The organism is Mesorhizobium sp. CNPSo 4688 (genome assembly GCF_057784295.1).
Genome location: NZ_JBWLUY010000002.1, coordinates 271,024 through 294,816, shown reverse-complemented (window position 1 = coordinate 294,816; position 23,793 = coordinate 271,024). Strand labels below are relative to the sequence as shown.

At 64.2% G+C, this 23,793-nt stretch carries 19 protein-coding genes and 1 pseudogene; 11 read left to right on the top strand and 9 right to left on the bottom strand.

Translation table 11 applies throughout. From position 1 onward, the window contains the following. Positions 1 to 214 precede the first annotated feature (214 nt). Positions 215 to 1,816: a DUF1963 domain-containing protein gene (locus tag AC04SH_RS04430; protein ID WP_488574078.1), complete on the top strand. Its 1,602-nt coding sequence runs from the start codon at positions 215 to 217 to the stop codon at positions 1,814 to 1,816. A 162-nt stretch (positions 1,817 to 1,978) separates the two neighbouring features. Here the strand turns inward: AC04SH_RS04430 and AC04SH_RS04425 are convergent, their stop codons facing one another. The 7 genes from AC04SH_RS04425 to AC04SH_RS04395 form a co-directional block, all read right to left on the bottom strand. Continuing rightward, complete coding sequence (locus AC04SH_RS04425; protein ID WP_488574077.1) at positions 1,979 to 3,217, bottom strand: MFS transporter; 1,239 nt, start codon at positions 3,215 to 3,217, stop codon at positions 1,979 to 1,981. 153 nt (positions 3,218 to 3,370) lie between these two features. After that, positions 3,371 to 4,471 carry an aminotransferase class I/II-fold pyridoxal phosphate-dependent enzyme gene (locus tag AC04SH_RS04420; protein WP_488574076.1) on the bottom strand — a complete coding sequence of 367 codons (1,101 nt, stop codon included), beginning with the start codon at positions 4,469 to 4,471 and terminating at the stop codon, positions 3,371 to 3,373. Positions 4,472 to 4,595: 124 nt separating this feature from the next. Next, positions 4,596 to 5,060: a Ros/MucR family transcriptional regulator gene (locus tag AC04SH_RS04415; protein WP_477235426.1), complete on the bottom strand. Its 465-nt coding sequence runs from the start codon at positions 5,058 to 5,060 to the stop codon at positions 4,596 to 4,598. A gap of 214 nt (positions 5,061 to 5,274) precedes the next feature. After that, positions 5,275 to 5,979 carry an ROK family protein gene (locus tag AC04SH_RS04410; protein ID WP_488574075.1) on the bottom strand — a complete coding sequence of 235 codons (705 nt, stop codon included), beginning with the start codon at positions 5,977 to 5,979 and terminating at the stop codon, positions 5,275 to 5,277. A gap of 14 nt (positions 5,980 to 5,993) precedes the next feature. Then, positions 5,994 to 7,370, bottom strand: coding sequence for a glucose-6-phosphate dehydrogenase (gene zwf / locus AC04SH_RS04405; protein ID WP_488574074.1), 1,377 nt, complete (start codon positions 7,368 to 7,370; stop codon positions 5,994 to 5,996). Between the two features lie 22 nt (positions 7,371 to 7,392). Then, positions 7,393 to 8,406: a phosphogluconate dehydrogenase (NAD(+)-dependent, decarboxylating) gene (gene gnd, locus AC04SH_RS04400; protein ID WP_477235420.1), complete on the bottom strand. Its 1,014-nt coding sequence runs from the start codon at positions 8,404 to 8,406 to the stop codon at positions 7,393 to 7,395. 90 nt (positions 8,407 to 8,496) lie between these two features. Further along, positions 8,497 to 10,908: a glucan 1,4-alpha-glucosidase gene (locus tag AC04SH_RS04395; RefSeq protein WP_488574073.1), complete on the bottom strand. Its 2,412-nt coding sequence runs from the start codon at positions 10,906 to 10,908 to the stop codon at positions 8,497 to 8,499. Between the two features lie 203 nt (positions 10,909 to 11,111). On the opposite strand from AC04SH_RS04395, the gene AC04SH_RS04390 reads away from it, so the two are divergent. From AC04SH_RS04390 to AC04SH_RS04355, 8 genes are all read left to right on the top strand, one after another. Then, entirely contained in the window at positions 11,112 to 12,125 is a 1,014-nt protein-coding gene (locus tag AC04SH_RS04390; RefSeq protein ID WP_488574072.1) for a substrate-binding domain-containing protein, read from the top strand. Between the two features lie 49 nt (positions 12,126 to 12,174). Further along, complete coding sequence (locus tag AC04SH_RS04385) at positions 12,175 to 13,644, top strand: ATP-binding cassette domain-containing protein (RefSeq protein ID WP_488574071.1); 1,470 nt, start codon at positions 12,175 to 12,177, stop codon at positions 13,642 to 13,644. A 1-nt stretch (position 13,645) separates the two neighbouring features. Further along, positions 13,646 to 14,623 (top strand): ABC transporter permease, encoded by a 978-nt coding sequence (locus AC04SH_RS04380; RefSeq protein ID WP_488574070.1) that lies wholly within the window; start codon positions 13,646 to 13,648, stop codon positions 14,621 to 14,623. 2 nt (positions 14,624 to 14,625) lie between these two features. Next, positions 14,626 to 15,573 carry an ABC transporter permease gene (locus AC04SH_RS04375; protein WP_488574069.1) on the top strand — a complete coding sequence of 316 codons (948 nt, stop codon included), beginning with the start codon at positions 14,626 to 14,628 and terminating at the stop codon, positions 15,571 to 15,573. 108 nt (positions 15,574 to 15,681) lie between these two features. Next, positions 15,682 to 16,707, top strand: a complete 1,026-nt coding sequence (locus AC04SH_RS04370) for a BMP family protein (protein WP_488574068.1) — start codon at positions 15,682 to 15,684, stop codon at positions 16,705 to 16,707. A gap of 265 nt (positions 16,708 to 16,972) precedes the next feature. Further along, positions 16,973 to 18,484, top strand: coding sequence for an ABC transporter ATP-binding protein (locus AC04SH_RS04365; protein WP_488574067.1), 1,512 nt, complete (start codon positions 16,973 to 16,975; stop codon positions 18,482 to 18,484). Beyond that, positions 18,484 to 19,539 carry an ABC transporter permease gene (locus tag AC04SH_RS04360; protein ID WP_488574066.1) on the top strand — a complete coding sequence of 352 codons (1,056 nt, stop codon included), beginning with the start codon at positions 18,484 to 18,486 and terminating at the stop codon, positions 19,537 to 19,539. The genes AC04SH_RS04365 and AC04SH_RS04360 overlap by 1 nt, the downstream gene beginning before the upstream one ends. Then, positions 19,536 to 20,480, top strand: a complete 945-nt coding sequence (locus AC04SH_RS04355) for an ABC transporter permease (RefSeq protein WP_477235403.1) — start codon at positions 19,536 to 19,538, stop codon at positions 20,478 to 20,480. Before AC04SH_RS04360 ends, AC04SH_RS04355 begins: the two co-directional genes overlap by 4 nt. Positions 20,481 to 20,749: 269 nt before the next feature. On the opposite strand, the gene AC04SH_RS04350 is transcribed toward AC04SH_RS04355, so the two are convergent. Continuing rightward, complete coding sequence (locus tag AC04SH_RS04350) at positions 20,750 to 21,517, bottom strand: SDR family NAD(P)-dependent oxidoreductase (RefSeq protein WP_477235401.1); 768 nt, start codon at positions 21,515 to 21,517, stop codon at positions 20,750 to 20,752. Positions 21,518 to 21,752: 235 nt separating this feature from the next. Here AC04SH_RS04350 and AC04SH_RS04345 point away from each other — a divergent pair, with 235 nt between their 5' ends. Both AC04SH_RS04345 and AC04SH_RS04340 read left to right on the top strand, forming a co-directional pair. After that, complete coding sequence (locus AC04SH_RS04345; RefSeq protein ID WP_112561314.1) at positions 21,753 to 21,908, top strand: hypothetical protein; 156 nt, start codon at positions 21,753 to 21,755, stop codon at positions 21,906 to 21,908. 140 nt (positions 21,909 to 22,048) lie between these two features. Then, positions 22,049 to 23,008, top strand: coding sequence for an LLM class flavin-dependent oxidoreductase (locus AC04SH_RS04340; RefSeq protein ID WP_488574065.1), 960 nt, complete (start codon positions 22,049 to 22,051; stop codon positions 23,006 to 23,008). A gap of 18 nt (positions 23,009 to 23,026) precedes the next feature. Here the strand turns inward: AC04SH_RS04340 and AC04SH_RS04335 are convergent. Beyond that, positions 23,027 to 23,700 (bottom strand): annotated as a pseudogene (locus AC04SH_RS04335) (cysteine hydrolase family protein). Between the last annotated feature and the right edge of the window lie 93 nt (positions 23,701 to 23,793).

The window sequence follows — 23,793 nt, the reverse complement described above, 5'->3', positions numbered from 1 at the left end:
TGTTCAGATGCCGCAACCGGCATAGCTGCGGAAACAGCCATGCCCACAACCGTACTCGGCGGCCGTCTCCGACGGCGCCTCTGCCGCGAGCTGCGCCCGGTATTGCCGCGAATCGCGGATCGGTTGGCCCCTTGCTTGCGCAACGCCTGATATGACGGCAATAATTTGGTTGCGGGACGGAGTGACGTAGCTGACGGCGTTGGGGGGAAGCGTCATGGAAAAGCTGATGCCGCTGTTTGTGGTCGGGGCGATGCTCCTGATCGTTGGCAGCCTGATCTACAGCGGGGCAAAACGCATTGCCGGGCTGTTTTCCGGTTCGTCTTCAAAAGAAAAAGACAAGCCACAGCCAAGCCGTGCGCGAACCTCTGAAGCGGCCCCCGCTATATCGCCCAAACCTAACTCTGCGGCAGAAAAGCTGATCGCCGAAATGCAGCAGCAGGCCAAGAACAGCGACGACCAGCGCAAGGTGGCGTTCAAAGCGCATGTCGAGCGCAAGATCCCGCCGATTTCTGTCGATGGCCGCGAAGCGATCGAACGTGGGCAAGCCGCGCGCATTGCGATCAAGCACGTCTTTCCGCCGCGTCTTCCCCAACGAAGCATGAGCTATTTTGGTGGGCTGCCGATTGTCCCCGATGAATTCGACTGGCCAACAGTTCACAATCGGGAGGGATTGCTCGAGCGCCTCAATTTCATGGCGCAAATTGACTGTTCGGATCTGCCGCCGGGACCAGGACGGGATCTGCTGCCCGAAAAGGGCTATCTCTATTTCTTCGCGCCGATGTCCGACACGTTTGGGGCAGACGCGATGCACTTCGCGACGCGCTACGAACCACGTCAGGTGACACAGAAGTGGGCGCCGCTTGACATGCCGGCCACCGCCAAGATCCAAGGATCGGACCCCATGGACGAAATCTTGCGGGGTAAGCGAACCCACTATGACCGGGTCGAGGTCGAGTTTGCCTGGATCGAGGAGCCGACCGACGCCGAAGTCGCGGCGCGTGCGGACGAAGGGCATGCTTTCGAAGTCGCCGACAAAATTCGGACCGAAAGGGTCGAGGCCTTCTACGGTCCGCTGGTCGTCCCTGATCCGCTGCTTTCCGCTCATCATGCGCCGAAAGACACGCTTTGGACGCCGTATCCGGGATTTCCGGCCAATTGGCATTCGGCGAGGATCGTTCGGAAGCTTGTGGAGGCATATCACCGCGAAGAGGCGGCCGATGTCACGGCGCAACTGAAGGCGCTTGGCGATGTTGCCGAAGATGATCCGGAGGCCAGGCGGCTACGGACGGTGCAGCGCGAATTGTCAGCGTTCGGTTCGAAAATGTTCAACGCATTCTTTCCGACGGTCAATGCCGGACTGAAGGATTATGACGCACCGCCTCCCGAGGTGAAGCAGCAAATCCTTACCTTTCTGGAAGACTTGCATGTCAACGGTATGCCGTCATCCTCGGTGCGGCGGCCGCATCATAGGAAGCTTCCGCAGGTGATGAATGATTGGCTTTCGCTCGCGGCCATCGAAGGCGCCGAGGGGGGACTGACAGATTCGGCCGGTGCAGCGCTCATCGGTCCTGACGTCGTTGCCGCCCTGTCTCACCGCCACATGTCTCGTACCCATCAGATGCTTGGCAAGGGTGAAGTCGTCCAGGTCGCGGCCGACGAGATGAAGGACCGCTACCTGCTGTTGCTCCAACTTGGTCCGGATATGGCGCTAAACTGGACCGTCGGGGAGATGGGGCCGCTTCAATATTGGATTACGCCAGAGGACCTTGCGGCCAAGCGATTCCAGAACGCAATTCTGACAATCGAAGCCTACTGACTGATGTTGGTTGGGGCTTTGCCACCCCGTTTAACGTCCGCTATCTTTCTTTCCTGCACTAAAAGCGGACCTGCAGCTCCGGGCCATCTCAGCCGCCCAAGCGGATAGTCGCAAGCTGATTGTCCCGAGCGTCGGATCCAGTGGCTTGGATCCAGCGCTCGATCAGTTGCGGCTGTTGAGATGCCGCACCCGGCGCAGCTGCGGAAACAGCACCGCCCACAGGCCGGCGACGGCAATCGCGCCGATGCCGCCGATCACCACGGCCGGCACGGTGCCGATCAGCGCCGCCATGGTGCCGGCGCGGAATTCGCCGACTTCGTTGGAGGCGCCGACGAAGACCTGGTTGACGGCGTTGACGCGGCCGCGCACCTCGTCTGGGGTCCACAGCTGGATCAGCGTCTCCCTGATATAGACGCTGAACATGTCGGTGGCGCCGAGACCGGCAAGGGCCAGGATCGACAGCCAGGTGATGGTGGATACGCCGAACAGCACGGTGAAGGCGCCAAAGCCTGCGACGAAGCCGAGCATGATCTTGCCGGCATTGTCGCGCAGCGGGTGCCCGGCCAGCCACACCGCAACGCAGATGGCGCCGATGCCGGGCGCCGAGCGCAGCAAGCCAAGACCCCAGGGGCCGAGTTCGAGAATGTCGCGCGCATAGACCGGCAGCAGTGCCGAGGCGCCGGATAGAAGCACGGCAAAGAGGTCGAGCGAGATGGCGCCGAGCACGATCTTCTCGCTCCAGATGTAGCGGAAGCCGGCAAACAGTGTCTCCATCGTCGGCTTGTCGGTGGCGCTCCGCTGGGCGGGCTTGGGAATGGTGAAGATCAGCAGGCCGGCCACCAGCATCAGAGCGGAGGCGGTGGCGTAAGCGGTTTCGGCGGAGACGCCATAGAGCAGGCCGCCGGCGACCGGGCCGACAATGGTCGCCGTCTGCCAGGCCGATGAGTTCCAAGCGATCGCATTGCCGAAATCCTCCGGCGGCACCAGATTGGCGAACAGCGACGATGAGGCCGGGCCGTAAAAGGCGCGCGCCATGCCGAACAGCGCCAGCACGACGAAGATAGGTAGCGGGCTGACGAGGCCGCGCAGCGTGAAGTACAACAGAACGAGCGCACAGCCCGCCTCGGTCACCGTCGCCAGCGCCATGATGAGGCGGCGCCCAAAACGGTCGGCGACGACGCCGGTGACCAGCACCAGCAGCAGCGACGGCAGGAATTGGACGATGCCGACAATGCCGAGATCGAAGGGATCGCGCGTCAGATCGTAGACCTGCCAGCCGACCGCGACGGACACGATCATGGTGGCGAAGGTGGTGAGGAAACGCGCCGCCCAGTAACTCAGGAAGGAGCGGTGACGGAAGGCAGCGTAGCGCTGGTCCGGCGACGTTTGTTCTGCTGTCATGGAGAGAGGCCCCGTTGCAAAGACTTGGCCGGCGGGGGCACTTCCACGATGGGCGCTGTTCCGGCCAGGGAACTAAGTTCGCCGGGGCATGTGCGCCCGAATCAATCTGGGATCAAGGGATTTCCGGTCCGTTTGGCGGAACGGACTGGAAAATCATTCCCTCAGTGCGGCGGAGATTGCCTGCAAACCGCCCTGCAATTCCGCTTCTTTCGGCCAGCCGAAGCCGACGCGGAAAAACCGCTTCGGCATATCGAACCAGTGGCCCGGGCCGACATAGGTGCCGTGGCTTTCCAGCAAATTGACGTAGAAACGGTCGAGGTCGAAGTCGGAGCCGACATTCAGCCTGGGAAAACCGACGACGCCCCCTTGCGGCCGCACCCAATCGACCAGCGGCTCGCGGTCGATCCAGGCCTGGACGATCTCGCGGCGCCTGGCCATTTTGGGCAGCAGTGCGGTCAGGAAAGCGTCCCGGCGCTCCAGCATGCCGCGCGCAATGCCTTCGTCGATGACGCTGCCGCAAATACCGATCTGCTCCTTGGCGGCGAGGAAGAGCTCCTGCAGTTCGGCATCCCTGCTGATCAGCCAGCCGATGCGGATGCCGGGAATGCCAAAGGCTTTCGACAGCGACGAGACGCTGATCGCCTTGGGACTGAGCGAAGCCGCCGCAGGCAAGCGCGATCCGTAGGACAGGTCGCGATAAGTCTCGTCGACCAGCAGGTGGCAGTTGCGGCTTTCGGCCAGCGCAATCAGCGCATCGAGGTCGGCTCGGCCCATCATCGTGCCCGTCGGGTTGTGCGGGCAGGTGACGCTGATCAGCCTGGTATTTGGCTGCAGCTGGGCCGCGACGCGGCCGACATCGACGGCAAAACCTTCGTCGAAGTCGAGATCGACATAGGAGATGGCGCAGCCGATCGCCTTGGGCGTCTCGATGTTGGTGGCATAGTTAGGCCTGACGACGACGAGATGGTCGCGCTCGGACAGAAGCGAGGTCGAGATGATGAACAGGGCACCCGCAGCGCCTGCCGTGACCAGCACGTCGTCAGCGGAGATACCTTGGTCCTGCGCCGCGATCAGCGCGCGCAACTCCTTGTCGCCGCGATGCTCGCCATAGAACAGCGTAAGGTCGGGCAGCGACAGGCCGATGTCGGAGAGTTTCTGGTCGGCGATCGAGCTTTCCGAGAGATTGAACCGAATGCGGTCGTAGCCGTATTCCTCCGGCGCCTCTTTCTCGATCACCATTCTGGCGTAGTTCATGGCCGCTCCCCTGGCTTGCGCTGATATCCAAGCCACAAAAGCATGAAGCCCGCCAAGGCAAATTCGCCGGCAGGCTTCTGTTCCAGTCATCCAAACTGTTGGTTCAGCGCCGAGCCGCTGAGGATCAGGCCGGGACCTTGGCCTTGCGGCCCTTGGCCTTGGCCGGTGCGGCCACGGCTGCCTTGCGGCCGAGGCCGATCGACTTGGCCAGTTCGGAGCGCGACGCCGCATAGTTGGGGGCAACCATAGGATAATCGGCCGGCAGGCCCCATTTGGTGCGGTAGGCTTCCGGCGTCAGGTTGAAATGGACGCCGAGATGGCGCTTCAGCGATTTGAATTTCTTGCCATCTTCGAGGCAGATGATGTAGTCCGCCGTCACCGACCGCTTGGGATTGACGGCCGGGATCTGCGGCGGCGCCACCGGAGCCGGCGGCTGGCTGAGCCCGCCGATCGACGCCGCAACGCTGGCGATGAGATCGCTCAGGCCGGCAACGGGCAAGCGGTTCTTCTCGACGTAAGCGGACACGATGTGGGCGGTTAGTTCGAGCAGGTCAATGTCCTTGCCAGAGTCGTTGCTGTCGTCGGCCAATTTATCTCTCCGTCGCTAGGGGGGTGGCGGAAACTTCCAGAGCTGTCCCAGCGGAGCCGGAAATCCGCTCTAGTCATTTGTCTTGCCGCATTTGTACGGTTGCGCCAGATGATTCCATCCGGTGCAACCGCTCTAATCGCCAAATCTGCGTAACGCAATGACTTCGTGTCGCATCACACGTCATTTTGAACAACTATACTGAATCTTAATACTATCAGACGATCAGCGCCCTGTCGCGCCATAGTCGAAAGCCGCCCTCGAAAGCGCGCGTATTGTCGCCGCGCCTGGATTTGGCGGGCAATTCATCCAGTCTGTCGACATTGCCGCCGCCGATGACGATGTAGTCCGGCTGCAGGGCCGCACGCAGCCGCTCGACGACGTCGAAGACGTATTTGCGCCATTTCTTCTTGCCGTATTTCTCCAGGCCGCGCTCGCCGAGATAGTCCTCGAAACTGCGGCCCTTGCGGTAGGGCAGATGCGCCAGTTCCATCGGCTGGCCGACATTGTCGAGGATCATCGCCGCGCCGAGCCCGGTGCCGAGGCCGAGAAACAGCATGCGTCCGCGATCGTAGCTGCCGATCGCCTGCAGCAGCGCATCGTTGACGACCTTGACCGGCTTGCCGAAGGCGGCTGCGAAGTCATAGCCGTCCCAGCCCTTGCCGAGATTGGCAGGATCGAGCGACGGTTTGTTGTTCCTGACAGGGCCGGGATAACCCATCGAGATCACATCATAGGCCAGCCCCTCGGCCAGCGTCTTCACCGTGGCGACCATCTGTTGCGGTGTCAGGTCCGGTCCGGAATCGGCGCGGCGCGGCTCGCCGCCGGCGCTGGTGAGGATCTTTACATGCGAGCCGCCGACATCGATCGTCAGCACGATCGGTTCGGCCCCGGCTGTCGCGGGCTTGGCGGCCTTGGCCATGTCGTTTCCTCCGCTCACTTGGTCGGATTGATCCAGCCGTTGGGCGGGCCGAAGCTGGCCATGGCGTCGGCCGGCCCCCAGGTCTTCGGCTCATAGATGTGCGGCGGCGTGGTGTCGCCCAGGACAGGGCCGACGATGCGCCAGGCGAGCTCGCTGGCGTCCTGGCGGGTGAACAGCTGGCCATTGCCGTTCATGGCGTCGCCGATCAGCCGCTCATAGGGCGGCATGTTGCCTTTCGAGTCGTCGAGCGCGGTGAGCTCGACCTGCTCGCCGACCATGTCGTCGCCAGCTGCCTTGCGCTGCGCGCCGATCGAGATCGCCACCTGCGGGTCGATGCGGAAGCGGACGTAATTGGCATCGCCCGGCTTGATCGGATCAAAGACGTCGAGCGGCGGCCGCTTCAGCCGCACGATCACCTCGGTCACATGCACCGGCATGTTCTTGCCGGTGCGGATGAAGAACGGAACGTCCTGCCAGCGCCATGTGTCGACCATGAAGCGCACCGCGGCAAAGGTCTCGACCGGCGAGTTCGGCTTCACGCCGGGCTCGGCGAGATAGCCGGTGAACTGGCCGCGCACGACATCATCCTTGGTCAGTGTGCGGATGGCGCGCAGCACCTGCACCTTCTCGTCGATCAGGTCGTCGGCGGAGCGGCCGACCGGCGGCTCCATGGCCAGCAGCAAAAGGATGTTGAGCAGATGGTTCTCGATCACGTCGCGGATCGCGCCGACATCGTCGTAGAATTTGCCGCGGCCATCGATGCCGAAATCCTCGGCCATGGTGATCTGCACGCTTTCGACGAAGTTGCGGTTCCAGATCGGCTCGAGGAAGGAATTGGCGAAGCGGAAATAGAGCAGGTTCTGGATCGCCTCCTTGCCGAGATAATGGTCGATGCGGAAGATAGACTGCTCGTCGAACACCAGATGCAGCACCCGGTTCAGCCAGCGCGCCGATTGCAGATCGTGACCGAACGGCTTTTCCACCATCAGCCGCGCGCCATGCGCGGTGCCCGACTGCTCCAGGCCCTGGACCACGGTCTCGAACATGGTCGGCGGCACCGCCATGTAGTGCAGCGGCCGCTGCGCCGAGCCGAGCGCGGTCTTCAGCTTCTCGAACGTCGCCGGGTCGCGATAGTCGCCGCTGACATAGCGCAGCATATTGGCAAATTTGGCGAAGATCTTTTCGTCGATCTTGCCGACGACGTTGACGATGCCGTCGCGGGCGCGTGCTTGCAACTGCTTGATGTCCCAGGCGTCGAAGGCAACGCCGATCACCGGCTCGGTCAGCGTCCCCTTGGCGACCATCTGGTAAAGCGACGGAAAAATCTTCTTGTGGGCGAGGTCGCCGGTTGCTCCGAAGAGCACCAGCGTGTCGGACCGTTCCTGGCTCATGCGTTCGTCTCCCCTGTCGGCTTCACTTGCCAGCCTTCGGCTTTTCGACATGGCCGCCGAAGGCATAGCGCATGGCCGACAAAAGCTTGTCGGAGAATTCGGATTCGCCTTGCGAGGAGAAGCGGTCGAACAGCGCCGAGGACAGCACCGGCGCCGGCACGCCGGTGTCGATCGCGGCCTTCAATGTCCAGCGTCCCTCGCCGGAATCCGAGACGCGGCCGCCGAACTGGGCCAGCCCCGGGTCGCTCTTCAGCGCACCCGCGGTGAGGTCGAGCAGCCAGGAGCCGATGACGCTGCCATGGCGCCAGACTTCGGCGACCTGCGGCAGGTCGATATCGAACTGGTAGTATTGCGGGTTTTCCAGCGGGCTGGTTTCGGCGTCTGCCGTGCGCTGCCTTTTGCCGGCATTGGCCGATTTCAGGATGTTCATGCCTTCGGCGTAGGCGGCCATGACGCCGTATTCGATGCCGTTGTGGATCATCTTGACGAAGTGGCCGGCGCCGCTCGGTCCGCAGTGCAGATAGCCGAACGGCGCGGTCCCCGCAGCCTTGTCCGGCGTGGCGCCGGCATCGGCGCCGGGCGCCAGCGTGGCGAAGATCGGATCCAGATGTTTGACCGCAACGTCGGGGCCACCGATCATCAGGCAGTAGCCGCGCTCCAGGCCCCAGACGCCGCCGCTGGTGCCGACATCGACATAGTGCAGGCCCTTGGCCGCGAGCTCGGCCGCTTGGTCGACCGCGTCGTGGTAGTAGGAGTTGCCGCCGTCGATGATGATGTCGCCGGGTTCCATCAGTGCCGCCACCTGGTCGGCGATCTTGCCGGTGATCGCCGCCGGCAGCATCAGCCAGGCGCTGCGCGGCTTCGACAGCTTGCCGACGAACTCCTCCATTGAGGCGGCGCCGATGGCGCCGTCGGCGACCAGGCCGGCAACGCTTGCCGGGTTGATGTCGTAGACGACGCATTCATGGCCGTCGCGCATCAGGCGGCGCACCATGTTGGCGCCCATCCTGCCCAGTCCCATCATTCCGATCTGCATGGTGTTGTCCTAGTCGCTGGAGGAAAGAAAATTACTGGCTCTTTTGTTTGAGCATGATCTTTTCCGAAAACCGGTCCCCACTTTTCGGGATCATGCTCCTGGTTCTTCAATGCCGACGGTGAAGTCGACATTCTCCCAACGGTCGCCGTCGGGCCAGAAAAAAGTGAAGATGATCGTGTTACCTGGCGGAATATCGGCCACGGGCAAGTCAGCCAGATGAACGCCCAGAGCGTTTTCGGCTGTGTCGATTTCGTGGATGGTCTGCCAATGGTCGCTGCTCCAGCGGATCACCGCCGGCTGCAGCAATTCCACACGCAACGTCTTGCCGGCATCCATGGTGCGCAGCTTGTTGTTGAAGCGCCATATCCTCAGCGGCGAGCCGGTCTTGCCCTCGATGTAGCGCTTGACGCCTTGCGGCGGCATGTCGAAGACGGCGCCGTCGCGCAGCGAACGCAACAGCTTGATGTGTTCGGAATGCGCCCAAACCAGCGGCATGGCGCTGCCCGACGGCTTGCCCAGCCACAATTCGCGTTCCGGCAAATCGGCGCCGTCCCAGACCTGTTCCGGCAGCAGGCCGCCTTGCCCGGCGGACGCCTCGAATGTCCTCAGCAGGCTTGCCGCTTTGTCCTTGTTTCCGGCGGCCAATTCGTAGTGGGCGCGTTCGCCGGCGAGCAGCGGCCAGGGGCGGCCCTCGCCGGTGCCATCGAAGGGCGCGCCGTCGGCGTGTTCGCCATAGCCGTCGCTGGTGTAGCGATACCAGAGAGGTCCTTGCGGCAGGTCGCAGCGCAATTGCGCGTCGATGATCGTGACCGTGTCGACGATGCGCGGATCATCCGCGGCTCTGAGGCCAAAGCGGACCAGCGCCAGCGCGTCCGGGCTGACGATCGCCTCGGCGGGCTTGTCGGTATCGGCCGGCGGCCGGTTCTTGATCGGCACGAAACCGTCCTTCGGCGATGGAGCGCCAGCATCGTCGGCCGGCGCGATGCGGACATAGTAGCCGTCGACGCCGGTCTTCTGGCACTCCGGCGTGCCGCTGACGTAGGTCCAGCGCTCGATCTGGTCGTTCCAGCAGTCGGCGACCTCGCGCAAATAGTTAGCCGGCTCCGCCATGCCCGAGGCTTCGAACAGATCGGCGGCGCCAAGCAGCGCCGATATCTCGACGGCAAGCGTGAACGGGCTGTAGCCGGCATCCTCTTCCCAGCGGTCCTGCCCGGTAACGGGGCCGTTGCGCACGACATAGGACGCCGCCTTCTCGATCATCGGCATGAAAGCGGCGAGTTTGGCGCGCGGCAGATGGCCGGCACGGTGCAAAGCATCGGCCAGCAGCAGCGGAAAGGCGCATTCGTCCATCTGGATGCCTGGCCAATAGGGCGAGCCGTCAAGCCACACATTCTGCGGCCAATGGCCGTCCGGCTGCTGGATCGAACGGAGATAGGTGAGGATCTGCAACGCCTGCGCGGGATCGCCGGCGGCGAGGAAGCCGCCCGCGGTTTCAACGAGGTCACGCGGCCAGACAAGGTGATAGCCGCCGAGGTCGTCATCGCCCTTGCTCGCCCCCCACGGGATCGACAGGCTGGCGACGGCCGCACCGGGCTTGGCCAGCGACAGGTGCGTCGCCAGCACCGCTGTGCTGACGCGGTAGGTGTTGAGGCCGGATGCATCGTGGTGGTCGAGCGGCAGCAGCCCAGCCTGCCATTTCTGCCATTTCGCGACATAGGCCTTTGCCGCCGGCTCAAACCCGCGCTTCAGGCTGGCGGTGGCGTTTTCGGCGGCTTCGTCGGGGGTCGAACCGAAGCCGAGCGCCAACAGGGCGGTGTTGTTGCCTGAGGAAAAACCGATCTCGCCGGTCAGCGCGACATTGCCGTCCTCGGCTCTTTGGTCGGCCGGATCGAGCCGGCCGTCGCGGCTGAGCTGCTGCCAGCCGTCGGAAAAGCCGACATAGCCGGCCGAGCGATCGCCCCAGGGCAGCGACGAGGCCAGCGCCAGGCAGGTGCCGCGCCCGGAGGCGAACAGCATCGGCTTGCCCTTGTGCTCGCCGGCCCAGGCGGTGTTGCCCATGCCGGCATTGACGAGATGCGGCGCCAGCAGGGCATAGACGCGGTAGTCGGCGGCATTGCCCTTTAGCGGCGTGAAGCTGGTCTCCTGCAGCAGCGCCGGGCGCGCCGGATCGGCCAGGATGCGCTTTTCGATCCGGTAGCGGAGCGTGGTGTTGACCAGCCGGTAGGCGGGCACGCCGTCCTCGAACGGGTCGATGACATGCGTGGCGTCGCGCTTCTCCTCGGAGAACCAGCCGCCGGGGCCGGTGACCAGCAGCCCCATGTCGCGCGTGCAGGCGCTGTCGAGGCCGGGATAATAGACCTCGTTTACGATGCCGTGGCTGAGCGTGAACCACATGCGGCTCGCCGGCGACAGCGCTGCGCCAACGCCGCTCTTGGCGCTCGACGTCCAGCGCGCCGGAATTCCGGGCGCGCCTTCGGCTAGGGTCGGCGGCGTCGCTGCCATGCATGCTCTCCTGGACCTTCCCTAGACCAGCATACGAAGGCTTTTCAATCATCGCACCTGAAGTTGATCGCCAAAGCGGGGCCGATCGCAGTTGACAAGCGGGCGTATCTGCATTTGTCTGACAATAGATAAAAAACAGGCAGCCAACGCCAAAACCATCAGCAACAGTCGGCGGGGCCGACGATCCATGGGAGGATAATGACATGAAGAAACTGCTCGTCCTGAGCGCGCTCGCGGCAATGCTCGCCTCGGGCACTGCGCTCGCCGACACCAGCGGCAAGAAGATCGCCTTCTCCAACAACTACGCCGGCAATTCGTGGCGCCAGGCGATGCTCGACAGCTACGGCATCGTCACCAAGAAGGCGGTCGAGGACAAGATCGTTGGCGCCGCCGACATCTTCACCACGGCCGACAAGGAAGTGCCGACCCAGGCAGCGCAGGTGCAGAACCTGATCCTGCAGGGCTACGACGCCATCGTCATCAACGCCGCCTCGCCGGATGCGCTCAACGGCGCCATCAAGCAGGCCTGCGACGCGGGCATCGTCGTCGTCTCCTTCGACGGCATCGTCACCGAACCTTGCGCCTATCGCGTCGTCGTCGACTTCAAGGATATGGGCAAGCAGGAAGTCGAGCAGATGGCCAAGTTCCAGCCCAAGGGCGGCAATCTTCTGGAAATCCGCGGCCTGGCCGGCACGTCGATCGACGATGCCATCCACGCCGGCATCCTTGAGGGAATTGCTGCCCATCCCGAGTTCAAGATCGTCGGTTCGGTCACCGGCGACTGGGATCAGACGACGGCGCAGAAGGCGGTCGCGACCATCCTGCCGTCGCTGCCCGATGTCGTCGGGATCGTCGACCAGGGCGGTGACGGCTACGGCGCCGCGCAAGCCTTCGCCGCCGCCGGCAAGCCGCGCCCGACCATCATCATGGGTAACCGCCAGGATGAGCTGAAGTGGTGGAAGGAGCAGAAGGAGAAGGACGGCTACAAGACCTGGTCGGCCTCGATCGCGCCCGGCGTGTCGACGCTCGCCTTCTGGGTGGCGCAGCAGGTGCTCGACGGCCGCAAGGACATCCCGCACGACCTCCTGGTTCCCTATCTCGCCTTCACCCAGGACGATTTCGAGGCCGCGCTGCCGAAGATCAAGGAAGGCGGCGTCGCCACCCACGAATACACGCAGGAAGAGGCTATCGCCGCTATCAAGGCCAATATCAAATAACAATGATGATCGCATTGCCGTACGCATCGCCAGCCGGGTATCGTTGAGCATGCTCAAGGCAAACACCGACATCGTCCGTCTGCACGGCGCCGAAAAGCATTTCGGCGCCGTTCGCGCCCTTAACGGCGTCGACTTCCATGTCGGCACCGGTGAATGCGTCGGGCTGGTCGGCCATAACGGCGCCGGCAAGTCGACGCTGATGCATATGGTGGCCGGCACGCTGCAGCCGGATGGCGGTGAGATCGCGGTGCGCGGCAATGCCGAAACCGAGTACTCGGTGGCGCGCGCGCTAAAACTCGGCATACGCTGCGTGTTCCAGGAATTGTCGCTGTGCCCGAACCTCAGCATCGCCGAGAATACGCGCATCAATCATCCGGCGCTGACCGGGTTCGGCTGGCGACGCAAGGCTGCCGCGCTGATCGCCGCCAAGCTGGATGAAATCTTTCCGGACCACGGCATTTCCGCCGACGACATTGCCGGCGACCTGTCGATCGGCCGACGGCAGATGGTCGAGGTGGCGCGCGCCTTCACAGTGACGCGCGATCCGCTCGACCTGGTCATCCTGGACGAGCCGACCTCCTCGCTTGACGCGCATACGGCGGGCCAATTGCTTGCCTTCGTGCGCCGCTTCGTCGCCGCCGGCGGCAGCTGCATCCTGATCTCGCATGTCTTGGGCGAGGTGCTGCAGAATGCCGATCGCATCGTGGTGATGCGTGACGGCAAGGTCGTTGCCACGGACGCGGCAAAGGCCTTCGACCGCGACCGGCTGGTGGCGACCATGGGCGGCGCGGAAGCGCGCGAGAAAATAGCTGCAGAGATCGCCGCCGCCAGACCAGCGGCCGGCCCTGTCAGGGTGCGGGCGCGGCCCGAACGGCAGCAGGACGGCAGGGCGCTTGTTGCCCGCGCCGGCGAAATCATCGGGCTTGCCGGGCTTGCCGGCCATGGCCAGACGGATCTGTTGCTGGCGATCTTTGCCGCCGCGGCCCGCGCCAAGGCCGGCATCGAGGTGACCGCGCCGGTGGCGCTGGTGGCCGGCGACCGTCAGTCGGACGGCATTTTTCCGCAATGGTCGATCGCGGAAAATATCGGCATCCGCTCGCTGGCGCGGCTGCGCAACGGGTTGCTGATCTCGCCGCAGCGGGAGGCCGAGCTTGCCGAATTCTGGAAGCAGAAGATCGGTATCCGTACGCCCGACATGGCCAACAACATCTTTTCGCTGTCGGGCGGCAACCAGCAGAAGGCGCTGTTTGCCCGCGCACTGGGCTCGGATGCCGAGATCGTGCTGATGGACGATCCGATGCGCGGCGTGGACATCGGCACCAAGCTCGAAGTCTACGATCTCGTGCGCGAGGAAGCGGCCAAGGGCCGGACCTTCCTGTGGTACACCACCGAGACCGAAGAGCTCGACAATTGCGACCACATCCATGTCTTCAAGAATGGCCGCATCGTCGCCAATCTGACGCGCGACGAACTGACGGAGGAAAAGATCATCCAGTCCTCATTCGGCGACGCGGCCTGAGATGACGGCTATCGCTCCCGGCACGACCCCAAGTTCTTCGCCACGTAGCAGCGCCGCACGCGCCCGACTGCTGCGCAGCCTGTTGCCGGCGCTGTCGCTGGCGCTGGTGCTCATCGCCATCGCCTGGCTCAACCCGCGCGCCATCAGCTATTTCGGCTTCAGCCTGATGCTCAACCTGGCGATCCCGATCGCGCTGGCGACGATCGCGCAGATGTTCGTCATCGCCGGCAATGAGCTCGATTTGTCGATCGGCACCTTTGTCGGTTTTGTCGGCTGCGTAACCGCGACCTGGCTGAAGGATGCGCCGCTGCTCGGGGTGGTTGTCCTGCTCGGCGCCATCGGCGTTTATGCGCTGCTCGGGGCGCTGATCCATCTGCGCAACCTGCCGTCGATCGTGGTGACGCTGGGCATGAGCTTTGTGTGGCAAGGGCTGGCCATCCTGGTTCTGCCCAAGCCGGGCGGCAAGGCGCCGGACTGGCTGCTGGCGCTTATGTCGTTCAAGCCGCCCTTCATTCCATTTCCGATCATCGCCGCGCTGGTGATTGCAGCGGTCGTGCATTTCGGCCTGATGCGCACCTCCTATGGCGTCATCCTGCGCGGCTCCGGCGGCAATCCGGCGGCGCTCAGGCGCGCCGGCTGGTCGCTGCTCCGAACCAAGATCGTGCTGTTTGCGCTGACCGGCCTGTTCGGCGTTCTGTCCGGCATGGCGCTGATCGGCATCACCACTTCGGCCGACGCCAATATCGGCAATGGCTACACGCTGCTGGCAATTGCCGGCGTCATTCTTGGTGGCGGCGAATTCGTCGGCGGCCGGGTGTCGCCGATTGGCGCCGTGCTCGGCGCGCTGACGCTGGCGCTGGCGGCATCGCCGCTGCTCACCTTCATGCACATTCCGCCGGACTGGCAGGTCGCCGCCAATGGCGCCATCCTGATCATCGTGCTGGCGGCCCGCGTCCTGATCAGCCGCAGGGAGAGGTAGCGATGACATTTGTGAAATCGCTTGCCGCCAAACCCTGGATCTGGTCCTTCCTCGGCGCGTTGCTGGTCTGGCTGGCGACCATCTCCTTCACCGGCGGCTACGGCGGCGGTGGCATGGTCACGGCAGCACTGTCGCTGGCCGTCTTCACCGTCATCGTCGGCGTCGGCCAAATGTTCGTCATCACGCTTGGGCCTGGCAATGTCGACCTGTCGCTGCCGGCCAATATCGGGCTCGCCAGCGCCGTCGCCATGAAGGTGATGGATGGCAGCGATTCCATGATCGTTGTGGGCTTGATTGCCGCGCTCGCCTGCGGCGCTGCCATCGGCGCCGTGAATTATCTGCTGATCTGGGCGCTGCGGATTCCGCCGATCATCGCGACGCTGTCGGCGAGCTTCATCATCCAGTCGATCGATATCAGCTATGGGCGCGGCTTGCAGATCAAGCCGCCGCCGGGCTTTGCCGACTTCGCCAACTGGCAAGTCCTTGGCATTCCGGTGCTGGCGATCCTGACCGTGCTGTTCACCATTGCTGCTGCCATCGCCTTGCAGCGCATGATCTATGGTCGCTCGGTGCTGGCGATCGGCCAGAACATCCGTGCCGCGTGGCTGGCCGGCGTCAATGTCGGCCGCACCCGCTTCCTCACCTACACGCTTTCGGGCGCGCTCGGCGGCATCGACGGCGCGCTGCTTGCCGGCTATTTCCGCGGCGCCAATGTCGACATCGGCAACGAGTATCTGCTGGCCTCCATCGCGGTCGTCGTCATCGGCGGCACCTCGGTTGCCGGCGGCAAGGCCAATGTGCCCGGCGTCTGGGGCGCGGCGCTGTTCCTGGTGCTGCTGTTGACCATGCTCAACACATTCGGCGTCAGCGCCGGCGTTCGTCTGTTGCTGACCGGGCTGATCATCGTCGGTGTCATCACTGTGGCCGGTGGCGAGAAGGCCTCGCGATAAATCGCGCCAAATTTGACCATGTGGACAAAAGTCCGCACCCGTTCCATAGTTCCGCGTCTGATTTCAGAACAGCCGGCTCGACACGGTTGTCAAACAGAGGGGCACTTGATGGAAAACCGGAAAAACAAATTGCAATCGACCGGCCTGTCGCGGCGCGACGTGCTGGAACTCGGCGCGCTTGGCCTGGCTGCGGTCATGCTGCCGAATGCTGCTTTCGCCAAGGACAAGAAGCTGAAGGTGGCGGCGATCTTCGCCACGCCGATCGAGGAGCCGTGGGACAACCAGATCCACGTCGCCTTGCAGAAGGCCGAGAAGGAACTCGGTATCGAATACAAATGGTCGGAGAAGGTGCAGACCGCCGATTTCAGCCGCGTCATGCGCGAATATGCGCAAGGCGGCTATCAGCTGGTGCTGGGCGATGCCTTCGCCGCCGAACGCGAATCGCGCCGCACGGCAAAACAGTTCCCGAAGACCGCCTGGCTGTTCGGCTCCGGCGCCGGCCCGGCCGAACCCAATTTCGGCGTCTTCGACAACTGGATCCATGAGCCGGCCTATCTCTCCGGCATCATCGCCGGCAAGATGTCCAAGTCAGGCACGATCGGCGCCGTCGCGGCGATGGGCATTCCGGAGGTGAACCGGCTGGTCAACGCCTTCTTTGCCGGCGCCAAGGAGGTCAACCCGAACATCAAGAAGAAGGTCGCCTTCATCGGTTCCTTCTTCGACCCGCCGAAGGCCAAGGAAGCGGCCGTCGCCCAGATCGACGCCGGCGTCGACGTTATCTATGCCGAGCGCTTCGGCGTCATCGAGGCGGCGGTGGAGAAGAAGATCTACGCCATTTCCAACATGTCAGACCAGTCGAGCCTCGGCCCCGATACGGTCATCACCGGCCCGGTCTGGGACATGTACCCGACGGTCGAGCAGGCGATCAAACTGGTCAAGGCCGGTGTCTTCACCGCGCAGGACTATGGCGATTTCTCGCGCATGGCCAAGGGTGGATCCTTCCTGGCGCCCTATCACAAGTTCGACAAGACCTTGCCGGCGGATGTGAAGGATTTGGTCGAGAAGAAGAAGGCCGAGATCCTGGAAGGGAACTTCCGGGTGGATGTGGATGAGAATACGCCGGTCTCGGATTGAGCGCCGGCTCCCCCTCCCCCTTGAGGGGGTGAGCAGCCGGTTCGCCGCAGGCGAATTCATCGTGCCGGTGGCACGATGAAAGGCTAGCGAACGCCGGGACGCTGCAAAGCAGCGGGGACCCGGCAAGGCTCGCTAATTATCAGCCCGGCCCTTCGCCGGCTCAGGGCGTTCGAAGCTCGAAAAGCCAAGCAATTGGCTTTTCGTGGCCTTCAGCCACCGCTCCTCACCCCCCTCGAGGGGGAGGGGTATCAGCGCAGGAGCATACTTGTCCGCCCCTCTCATCGAAATGCGCGGCATCACCAAGAGCTTCGGCGCCGTCAAGGCGAACGAGGGTGTCGACCTCAGCGTGGCGCCGGGTGAAATCCTCGGGCTGCTGGGTGAGAACGGCGCCGGCAAGACGACGCTGATGAATGTGCTGTTCGGTGCCTATGCGCCGGATGCCGGCGAAATACTCATCCAGGGCGAGCCTGTTCGGATCACCAGTTCGGCCGATGCGCTGGCCGCCGGGATCGGCATGGTGCACCAGCATTTTCATCTGGCGCCGCGGCTGACGGTTCTGGAAAACCTGCTCATAGGTATATCAGGCAAATCCGGCCGCATCGATCGCGCCGGCGGGCTTGCCCGGTTGTCCGACATCAGCAGACAGCATGGGCTGACGCTGGACCCCGATCTGCCGGTCTCGGCGCTGTCGGTCGGCGAACAGCAGCGGCTCGAAATCGTCAAGGCGCTGTTTCGCGGCGCGAGGCTCCTGATCCTCGACGAACCGACGGCGGTGCTGGCGCCGAGCGAGGTCGACGGACTGTTTTCGGCGTTGCGCTCGATGGCGGCCCAGGGCCTGGGCATCATCTTCATCTCGCACAAGCTGAACGAGGTGCGGGCGCTTACCCATCGCTGCACCGTGCTGCGGCATGGCCGCGTCGCCGGCCGTGTCGACGATCCGGGCAACACAACGTCGGCGGAAATGGCGCAGCTGATGTGCGGTCACGAGATCGTGCCGCCAGCGAGAGGTCCGTCGACGCCGGGTGCGGCCGTGCTGACGCTCGACGGCATTTCCACCTCACGGCATCCCGGCATGGCGCTGCGCGATGTGTCGCTGTCGGTCCGCGCCGGCGAAATCCTCGGCATTGCCGGCGTTTCCGGCAACGGCCAGCGCGCGCTGGCCGAAGTGATCTCCGGCACGCGCGCGCCCGACGCCGGCGCGATGACGATAGCCGGCAAACCGGTGACGCGGTTCTCGCCGCGCGAGGTACAGGCGCTCGGCCTTGGCCGCATCCCGGAAGACCGCATGACGACCGGGCTGGTAACCAATCTGCCGCTCGCCGATTCCATGGTGCTGCCGCGCATCGGCACGGCCGCCTTCAGCACTAAAGGGCTGCTCAAGCCCGACGCGATCCGCGCCTTCGCCGAAGAGCAGATCAAGGCCTATGATATCAGGTGTCCCGGGCCAATGACGCGCGCCGGCGCGCTGTCGGGCGGCAATCTGCAAAAGGCGCTGCTGGCGCGCGAGCTTGCCTTCGACCCGAAGGTTCTGATCGTCTCCCAGCCGACTCGCGGCCTCGACATCGGTGCGGCCCGCTTCATCCACGAAAAATTCCTCGACATGCGCGCCAAGGGCTGCGGCATCGTCGTCATCGGGGAGGATCTCGAGGAGCTGCTGGTGCTCTGCGATCGCATCGCGGTGATGTATGAGGGCCGCATTGCCGGGACGCTCGACAGCGCCGAGGCGACGATCGCGCGGCTGGGGCTGCTGATGACCGGGGCGGAGGGCCACAGCTGATGTTCCGTCTCGAGGTCCGGACGTCCACGCCCACCTGGTTCAACCTGGCGCTGCCGCTCATCGCGATCGCAGCCACGCTCATTCTGTGCAGCGGGCTCATCGCATTGGCTGGTGCGGGTGTGCTCGAAGCCTATGGCGTGATGCTGTCGGCCTCGTTCGGCGACAGCTATGCCATCACCGAAACGCTGGTGCGCGCCGCCCCGATGATCTTCACCGGGCTGGCGGTCGCCGTCGCGTTCCGGGCCAAATTCTGGAACATCGGCGCGGAAGGCCAATTGCTGGCCGGCGCCGTGGCCAGCTGCTTTGTCGGCGCCATCCCGATGCCGGGGGCGCTCGCCATCCTGTTGATGGCGCTGGCGGGTGGGGCCGCCGGTGCAGCTGTCGCGCTGGTGCCAGCGACGTTGCGCGTAAAATTCAAGGTCGATGACGTCGTCAGTTCGCTGCTGCTCAATTCGGTCATCTACTACGCGCTGATGGCGCTGATCGAAGGGCCGTGGAAGGATAGTTTCAGCGGCTATCCGATCTCGCCGCCGATCGAGGATTCGGCGAATTTTCCCGTGCTGCTCGAAGGCACAAGGCTGCATCTCGGCGTCGTCGCGGCGCTGATTGCAGCGCCCCTGATCTGGTTCCTGATCGTGCGCACCACGCTCGGCTTCCGCATCCGGGTCACAGGCGAAAGCCCGGAGGCCGCCCGCTATGGCGGCATCCATGTCGAGCGCGTGCTGATCTCGACGGCGCTGCTGTCGGGCGCGCTGGCCGGGCTCGCCGGCGTCGGCGAGGTCGGCGGCGTGCATTTCCAGGTGATGAGCGATATCTCGCCGGGCTATGGCTATTCCGGCATTGTCGTTGCCATGCTGGCCAGGCTCAACCCGCTCGGCGTCGTGCCGGCGGCGATCTTCCTGGCCGCCGTGATGACCGGGGCCGAGGCGATGTCGCGCGCCACCGGCGTGCCGGCCTTCCTCAGCGACGTCATTCAGGGCACGGCGCTGCTTGCCATGCTGGTGGCGCTGCTCTTCACGGCCTACCGCATCCGCCGCGTGGGGGCATCCGCATGAGCGCGGTGTTCGAACAGATTTTTCAGGTCGGCTTCCTCGCTGCCATCATCCGTATCGCCACGCCGCTGGCTTTCGCGACGCTCGGCGAAATGTTTTCCGAGCGCGCCGGTGTGCTCAATCTCGGCATCGAAGGCATCATGCTCTTGTCAGCGATGACCGGCTTCACCGCCGCCAGCCTGAGCGGCAGCCTGTGGTTTGGCATATTGGCCGCGGTGCTGACCGGCATGCTGATGGGCGCGCTGCATGCGCTGTTCACGGTGGCGTTGGGCCTCAGCCAGCATGTCTGCGGCATCGGCGTGACCTTGTTCTCGTCGGGTCTTGCCTATTTCCTCTACCGGCTGATCTTCGGCCAGCAATCGGTACCGCCGAGCATCAGGGGTTTTCAGACCCTGCCGATTCCGATCCTCTCCGACATTCCCGTTCTCGGCCCGGCGGTGTTCAACCAGTTTGCGCTGGTCTACATGGCGATCATCGCCATCCCGCTCGCCGCCTTCGTTCTCTACCGCACACCCTGGGGCCTGTCTGTGCGCATGGTCGGGGAAAACCCGCGCGCGGCCGACTCGGCCGGGGTCAGCGTCATTGCCACGCGCTTCCAGGCCGTCATCCTCGGCGGTGCGCTGATGGGGCTGGCCGGCGCTTTCCTGTCGATGGCGCAGTTCAACGCCTTCACCTTCGGGGTGGTATCGGGCCGCGGCTGGGTGGCGATCGCGCTGGTCGTGTTCGGTCGCTGGGACCCGTGGCGCTCGGCCGGTGCGGCACTGCTGTTCGCCTTCGTCGATGCCTTGCAACTGCGCATGCAGGCGAGTGGGCTCGGGCATATCCCTTATGAGGCGTTCCTGATGCTGCCGTTCATCTTCACGATCGTGGCGATGGCCGTGATGTCGCGCAACGCGGTGGCGCCGTCAGCGCTGCTGAAGCCGTTTCGACGGGAAGAGCGGTAGGCCGGCAGGACTGGCGCCCTTCCTCTCCCTCCGGAGGGGGGGAGAGGTGGCGCCGCGAAGCGGCGACGGAGTGGGGGAAGGCGCTCATGAAGCCCACGGCCGCCGAAAAATAGGAACGACGAAGCGAGTGCGCCACCTCTGGCAGGCGGATTTGGTGAACAGTCGACCCCCACTCCGTCGAGCTGCGCTCGACACCTCTCCCCCGATCGACGGGGGAGAGGAAGGGCGCCAAGCTGTCCCCGGGGCGAGGAACCAGAACCTGGAAAGTCTCACATCGCCGTAAAACCATTATCCACAAACAGATGCGTACCGTTGACGAAGCTGGACTCGTCGCTGGCCAGATACAGCGCGGCCTTTGCAACCTCTTCGGGCTCACCGATGCGACCCTGCTGCGCGGCAAGCGCTGCGTCTGAAACATCGACGCCGAGCTTGCCGAGATCGGCAACCTCGCGCAGGCCGTGCGGGGTGCGGATGAAGCCGGGGCAGACGGCGTTGCAACGGATGTTGCGGTCGCGGAACTCGACCGCAATCGCCCGCGCGAACATGTGGCAAGCGCCTTTTGTGGTGTCGTAGAGCACCTCCATCGGTGTCGCCGCCACCGCCGAGATCGACGAGGTGCAGACGATCGAGCCGCCGCCGGCGGCGATCATGCCGGGCAGCACGGCGCGGGTCATCAGGAACATCGAGCGGACATTGACGGCATGCAGCCAGTCCCACTCCTGCAGCGTCGTTTCCAGGAACGGCTTTATCACGATGGTGCCGGCATGGTTGAACAGCACGGTGGCCGGGCCAAGCTTGGCCGTCGCCGCCTTCACCGCCGCCTCGACTTGCGCTTCATCAGAGACATCGGCGACGAAATGCTCGGCCACATGTCCCCGCGCGCGTATCGTCGCTGCGGTGGCGGCAGCCGCATCGCCGTTGCGGTCGATGATTGCGACCTTGGCGCCTTCGGCCGCGAACAATTCCGACGCCGCTCCGCCCATGCCCGTCGCGCCGCCCGAGATGATGGCGACCTTGCCGGCCAATCTTGAACCCATATCTTCTGCTCCCCATACCCGGTTGAAATCGTCTGCTTTTACGCGGGAATGGCGATGCTATCCCCGATGTGAAGGCCGGCCAAGCGGGCTGGTCGCTTGCCGCGAATTGCGGCCTCCCAGCAATCTCAGACCAATTCACGCTGGAGATTGAGAAAATTGTTCTGCGTATTGCCAAAAAATAGCAATCGACAAAGTCTACTGATTTTATAGATTAACCAGCGAGACGGAGGTCGATATGTCCTATATCCAGAACGCCGAGACGGATCGCAGCAGCCAGAGGCTGGCCAATGCCCAGGCTTTTCGCCCGGCCTATGCAGGCGCTTTCGCCTATCTTGTCTTTGCCCTCGCGTTCGCGTTCACCGGGGCAGTCGTGCTCGGCCTGATCCCCTGATCCGTTCAGGCCGAGAGGGTGGCGACCTACCGCTTTCAGGTAACCGGAGTTGATGAACCGAATGCGGCTGCGCTTTGGCGTGGACCGCTTTGCTTTATGCATGTGGGCGACATGCATCCAACGTGATGGAGGAGATGGCAATGCCGATCGAGTTCACGCATGTTCCCGGTAAAACGCATGCCGCCGACGCCGGTTCGGCCGTACCTTTCTTCTATGATTTCGTCGAGACGGCGACAAAGCTGTCGCTGATCGAGGATTCCGGCTTCCAGAGGATCGTCGTCGACGACCAGGCCGGGCTGTTGACCAATATGGACATTGCCGCCCAGGCGCTCGACCGCACCTCGTCGCTGGAAGTGGTGCTGACGCATTGGGCCGGCGTGATCGCCCCCGCGGTCGCGGCGCGGCAACTGGCGGCGCTCGACACCAGGAGCGGCGGCCGGCTGTCGCTTCGGATGCTGAGCGAACCGCTCGACGACGACGATGCCGAGACCCGTCCGGTCGGCCACACCGTGGTCTGGCAGCGCATCGATGAATATCTGGTGCTGCTGAAGCGGCTGTGGTCCAACGACCGGCCCTTCGACCATGAAGGCGCCTTCTACAGCATCAAGGGCGGCTATGTGCCGCGCAAGGGGCCGCATGGCGCCGATATCACTATCCGCATGGGCGGTCAGTCCGGCACTGCGCTCAAGGTCGCCGGACGACATGCCGACGTCTTTGAGCTGGCGGCTGGTTCGCTGGACGAGATCCGCCAGCTGATGGAGCGGGCGCGCAGCGCCGCCGCCGAACATGGCCGCGCCGGCAAGCTGCGTTTTGCGCTTCCAGTCCGCATTCGTGCCGAAGGCAGCGTCTCCACCGGCGCCCACAAGGCAGTCGAGCTTTCCGGGCCACCGGCGCAGATCGCTTTGTCGCTGCTGCCCTATGCTGCGCTCGGGATCAGCGAGTTCATGATCGTCGGCGTCGACAGGCCGCGCGAGATCGCCAGCGTCGGCCGCGAGACGATCGCGCTCTTACGCAACTCGCTGGCGCGCCGTGAGGCCGAGGTGCCGCAGCCCGGTGCGTTTGCGTCGCGGGGCGGGTCGGACATTCACGCAGCGCGGTAACTGCAACAAGGCAGGCTTCTAGCCTGCCTTGCCACCCAAACTCGCCAGCGCCGCCAGCACGGCCCCAGACTCCGCCAGCGCGCCGAAAACGCCGTCCTCCACCGTCACCATGTGCAGCGCCGCCTCATGCGCGTATTGGTCGCCGCTGGCGCAGGCGTCGGCGATGGTCAGGCACTGGAAATTGCGGTCGCAGGCCTCGCGCAGCGTGGTGTGGACGCAGACATCGGTCGTGCAGCCCGAAAACATCAGATGCGTGATGCCTCGTGCGCGCAACACCAGTTCGAAATCGGTATAGGTGAAGGCGCCGTTGCAGGTCTTGTCGACGATGATGTCGTCGGGCGCGACCTCGATGTCGGCGACGATCTGGAAACCAGGGCCGGAGCGCAGCAGCACGTCGGTGCCTTCAAGGCCGCCCGCTTGCGGCGCCATTTCTCGTAAGGCGTCATGTCGGCCATGTCGCCGCGATAGCCTTGCCTGGTGTGGATGATGGTGAGGCCGGCCGACCGTGCGGCCGCGATCAATCGGTTGACCGTCGGCAGGATGGCGCGCAGCGGCGCAGGGTCATACCCTTTCCTGGCGAAATAGCCCGATGTCGAGAGAAAGTCCTCCTGCAGGTCGATGACCAGCAGCGCGGTATATTGCGGCACCAGCTGGCCGTCATAGGGGAAATCGAACGGTGTCGCCTTGATCATCGGCTGCTTGCCTCAATTGCTGCCCGGCATCGTGGCCCAGCAACGCCGCCGCCGTCCATCCCTCAGTGCGACGCGGCAAGGTAGGACCGACAC

Coding starts and splice junctions, on each gene's coding strand:
- AC04SH_RS04430 (WP_488574078.1), top strand. CDS start 215: ATGGAAAAGCTGATGCCGCTGTTTGTGGTCGGGGCGATGCTCCTGATC.
- AC04SH_RS04425 (WP_488574077.1), bottom strand. CDS start 3,217: ATGACAGCAGAACAAACGTCGCCGGACCAGCGCTACGCTGCCTTCCGT.
- AC04SH_RS04420 (WP_488574076.1), bottom strand. CDS start 4,471: ATGAACTACGCCAGAATGGTGATCGAGAAAGAGGCGCCGGAGGAATAC.
- AC04SH_RS04410 (WP_488574075.1), bottom strand. CDS start 5,979: ATGGCCAAGGCCGCCAAGCCCGCGACAGCCGGGGCCGAACCGATCGTG.
- zwf (WP_488574074.1), bottom strand. CDS start 7,370: ATGAGCCAGGAACGGTCCGACACGCTGGTGCTCTTCGGAGCAACCGGC.
- gnd (WP_477235420.1), bottom strand. CDS start 8,406: ATGCAGATCGGAATGATGGGACTGGGCAGGATGGGCGCCAACATGGTG.
- AC04SH_RS04395 (WP_488574073.1), bottom strand. CDS start 10,908: ATGGCAGCGACGCCGCCGACCCTAGCCGAAGGCGCGCCCGGAATTCCG.
- AC04SH_RS04390 (WP_488574072.1), top strand. CDS start 11,112: ATGAAGAAACTGCTCGTCCTGAGCGCGCTCGCGGCAATGCTCGCCTCG.
- AC04SH_RS04385 (WP_488574071.1), top strand. CDS start 12,175: ATGCTCAAGGCAAACACCGACATCGTCCGTCTGCACGGCGCCGAAAAG.
- AC04SH_RS04380 (WP_488574070.1), top strand. CDS start 13,646: ATGACGGCTATCGCTCCCGGCACGACCCCAAGTTCTTCGCCACGTAGC.
- AC04SH_RS04375 (WP_488574069.1), top strand. CDS start 14,626: ATGACATTTGTGAAATCGCTTGCCGCCAAACCCTGGATCTGGTCCTTC.
- AC04SH_RS04370 (WP_488574068.1), top strand. CDS start 15,682: ATGGAAAACCGGAAAAACAAATTGCAATCGACCGGCCTGTCGCGGCGC.
- AC04SH_RS04360 (WP_488574066.1), top strand. CDS start 18,484: ATGTTCCGTCTCGAGGTCCGGACGTCCACGCCCACCTGGTTCAACCTG.
- AC04SH_RS04355 (WP_477235403.1), top strand. CDS start 19,536: ATGAGCGCGGTGTTCGAACAGATTTTTCAGGTCGGCTTCCTCGCTGCC.
- AC04SH_RS04350 (WP_477235401.1), bottom strand. CDS start 21,517: ATGGGTTCAAGATTGGCCGGCAAGGTCGCCATCATCTCGGGCGGCGCG.
- AC04SH_RS04345 (WP_112561314.1), top strand. CDS start 21,753: ATGTCCTATATCCAGAACGCCGAGACGGATCGCAGCAGCCAGAGGCTG.
- AC04SH_RS04340 (WP_488574065.1), top strand. CDS start 22,049: ATGCCGATCGAGTTCACGCATGTTCCCGGTAAAACGCATGCCGCCGAC.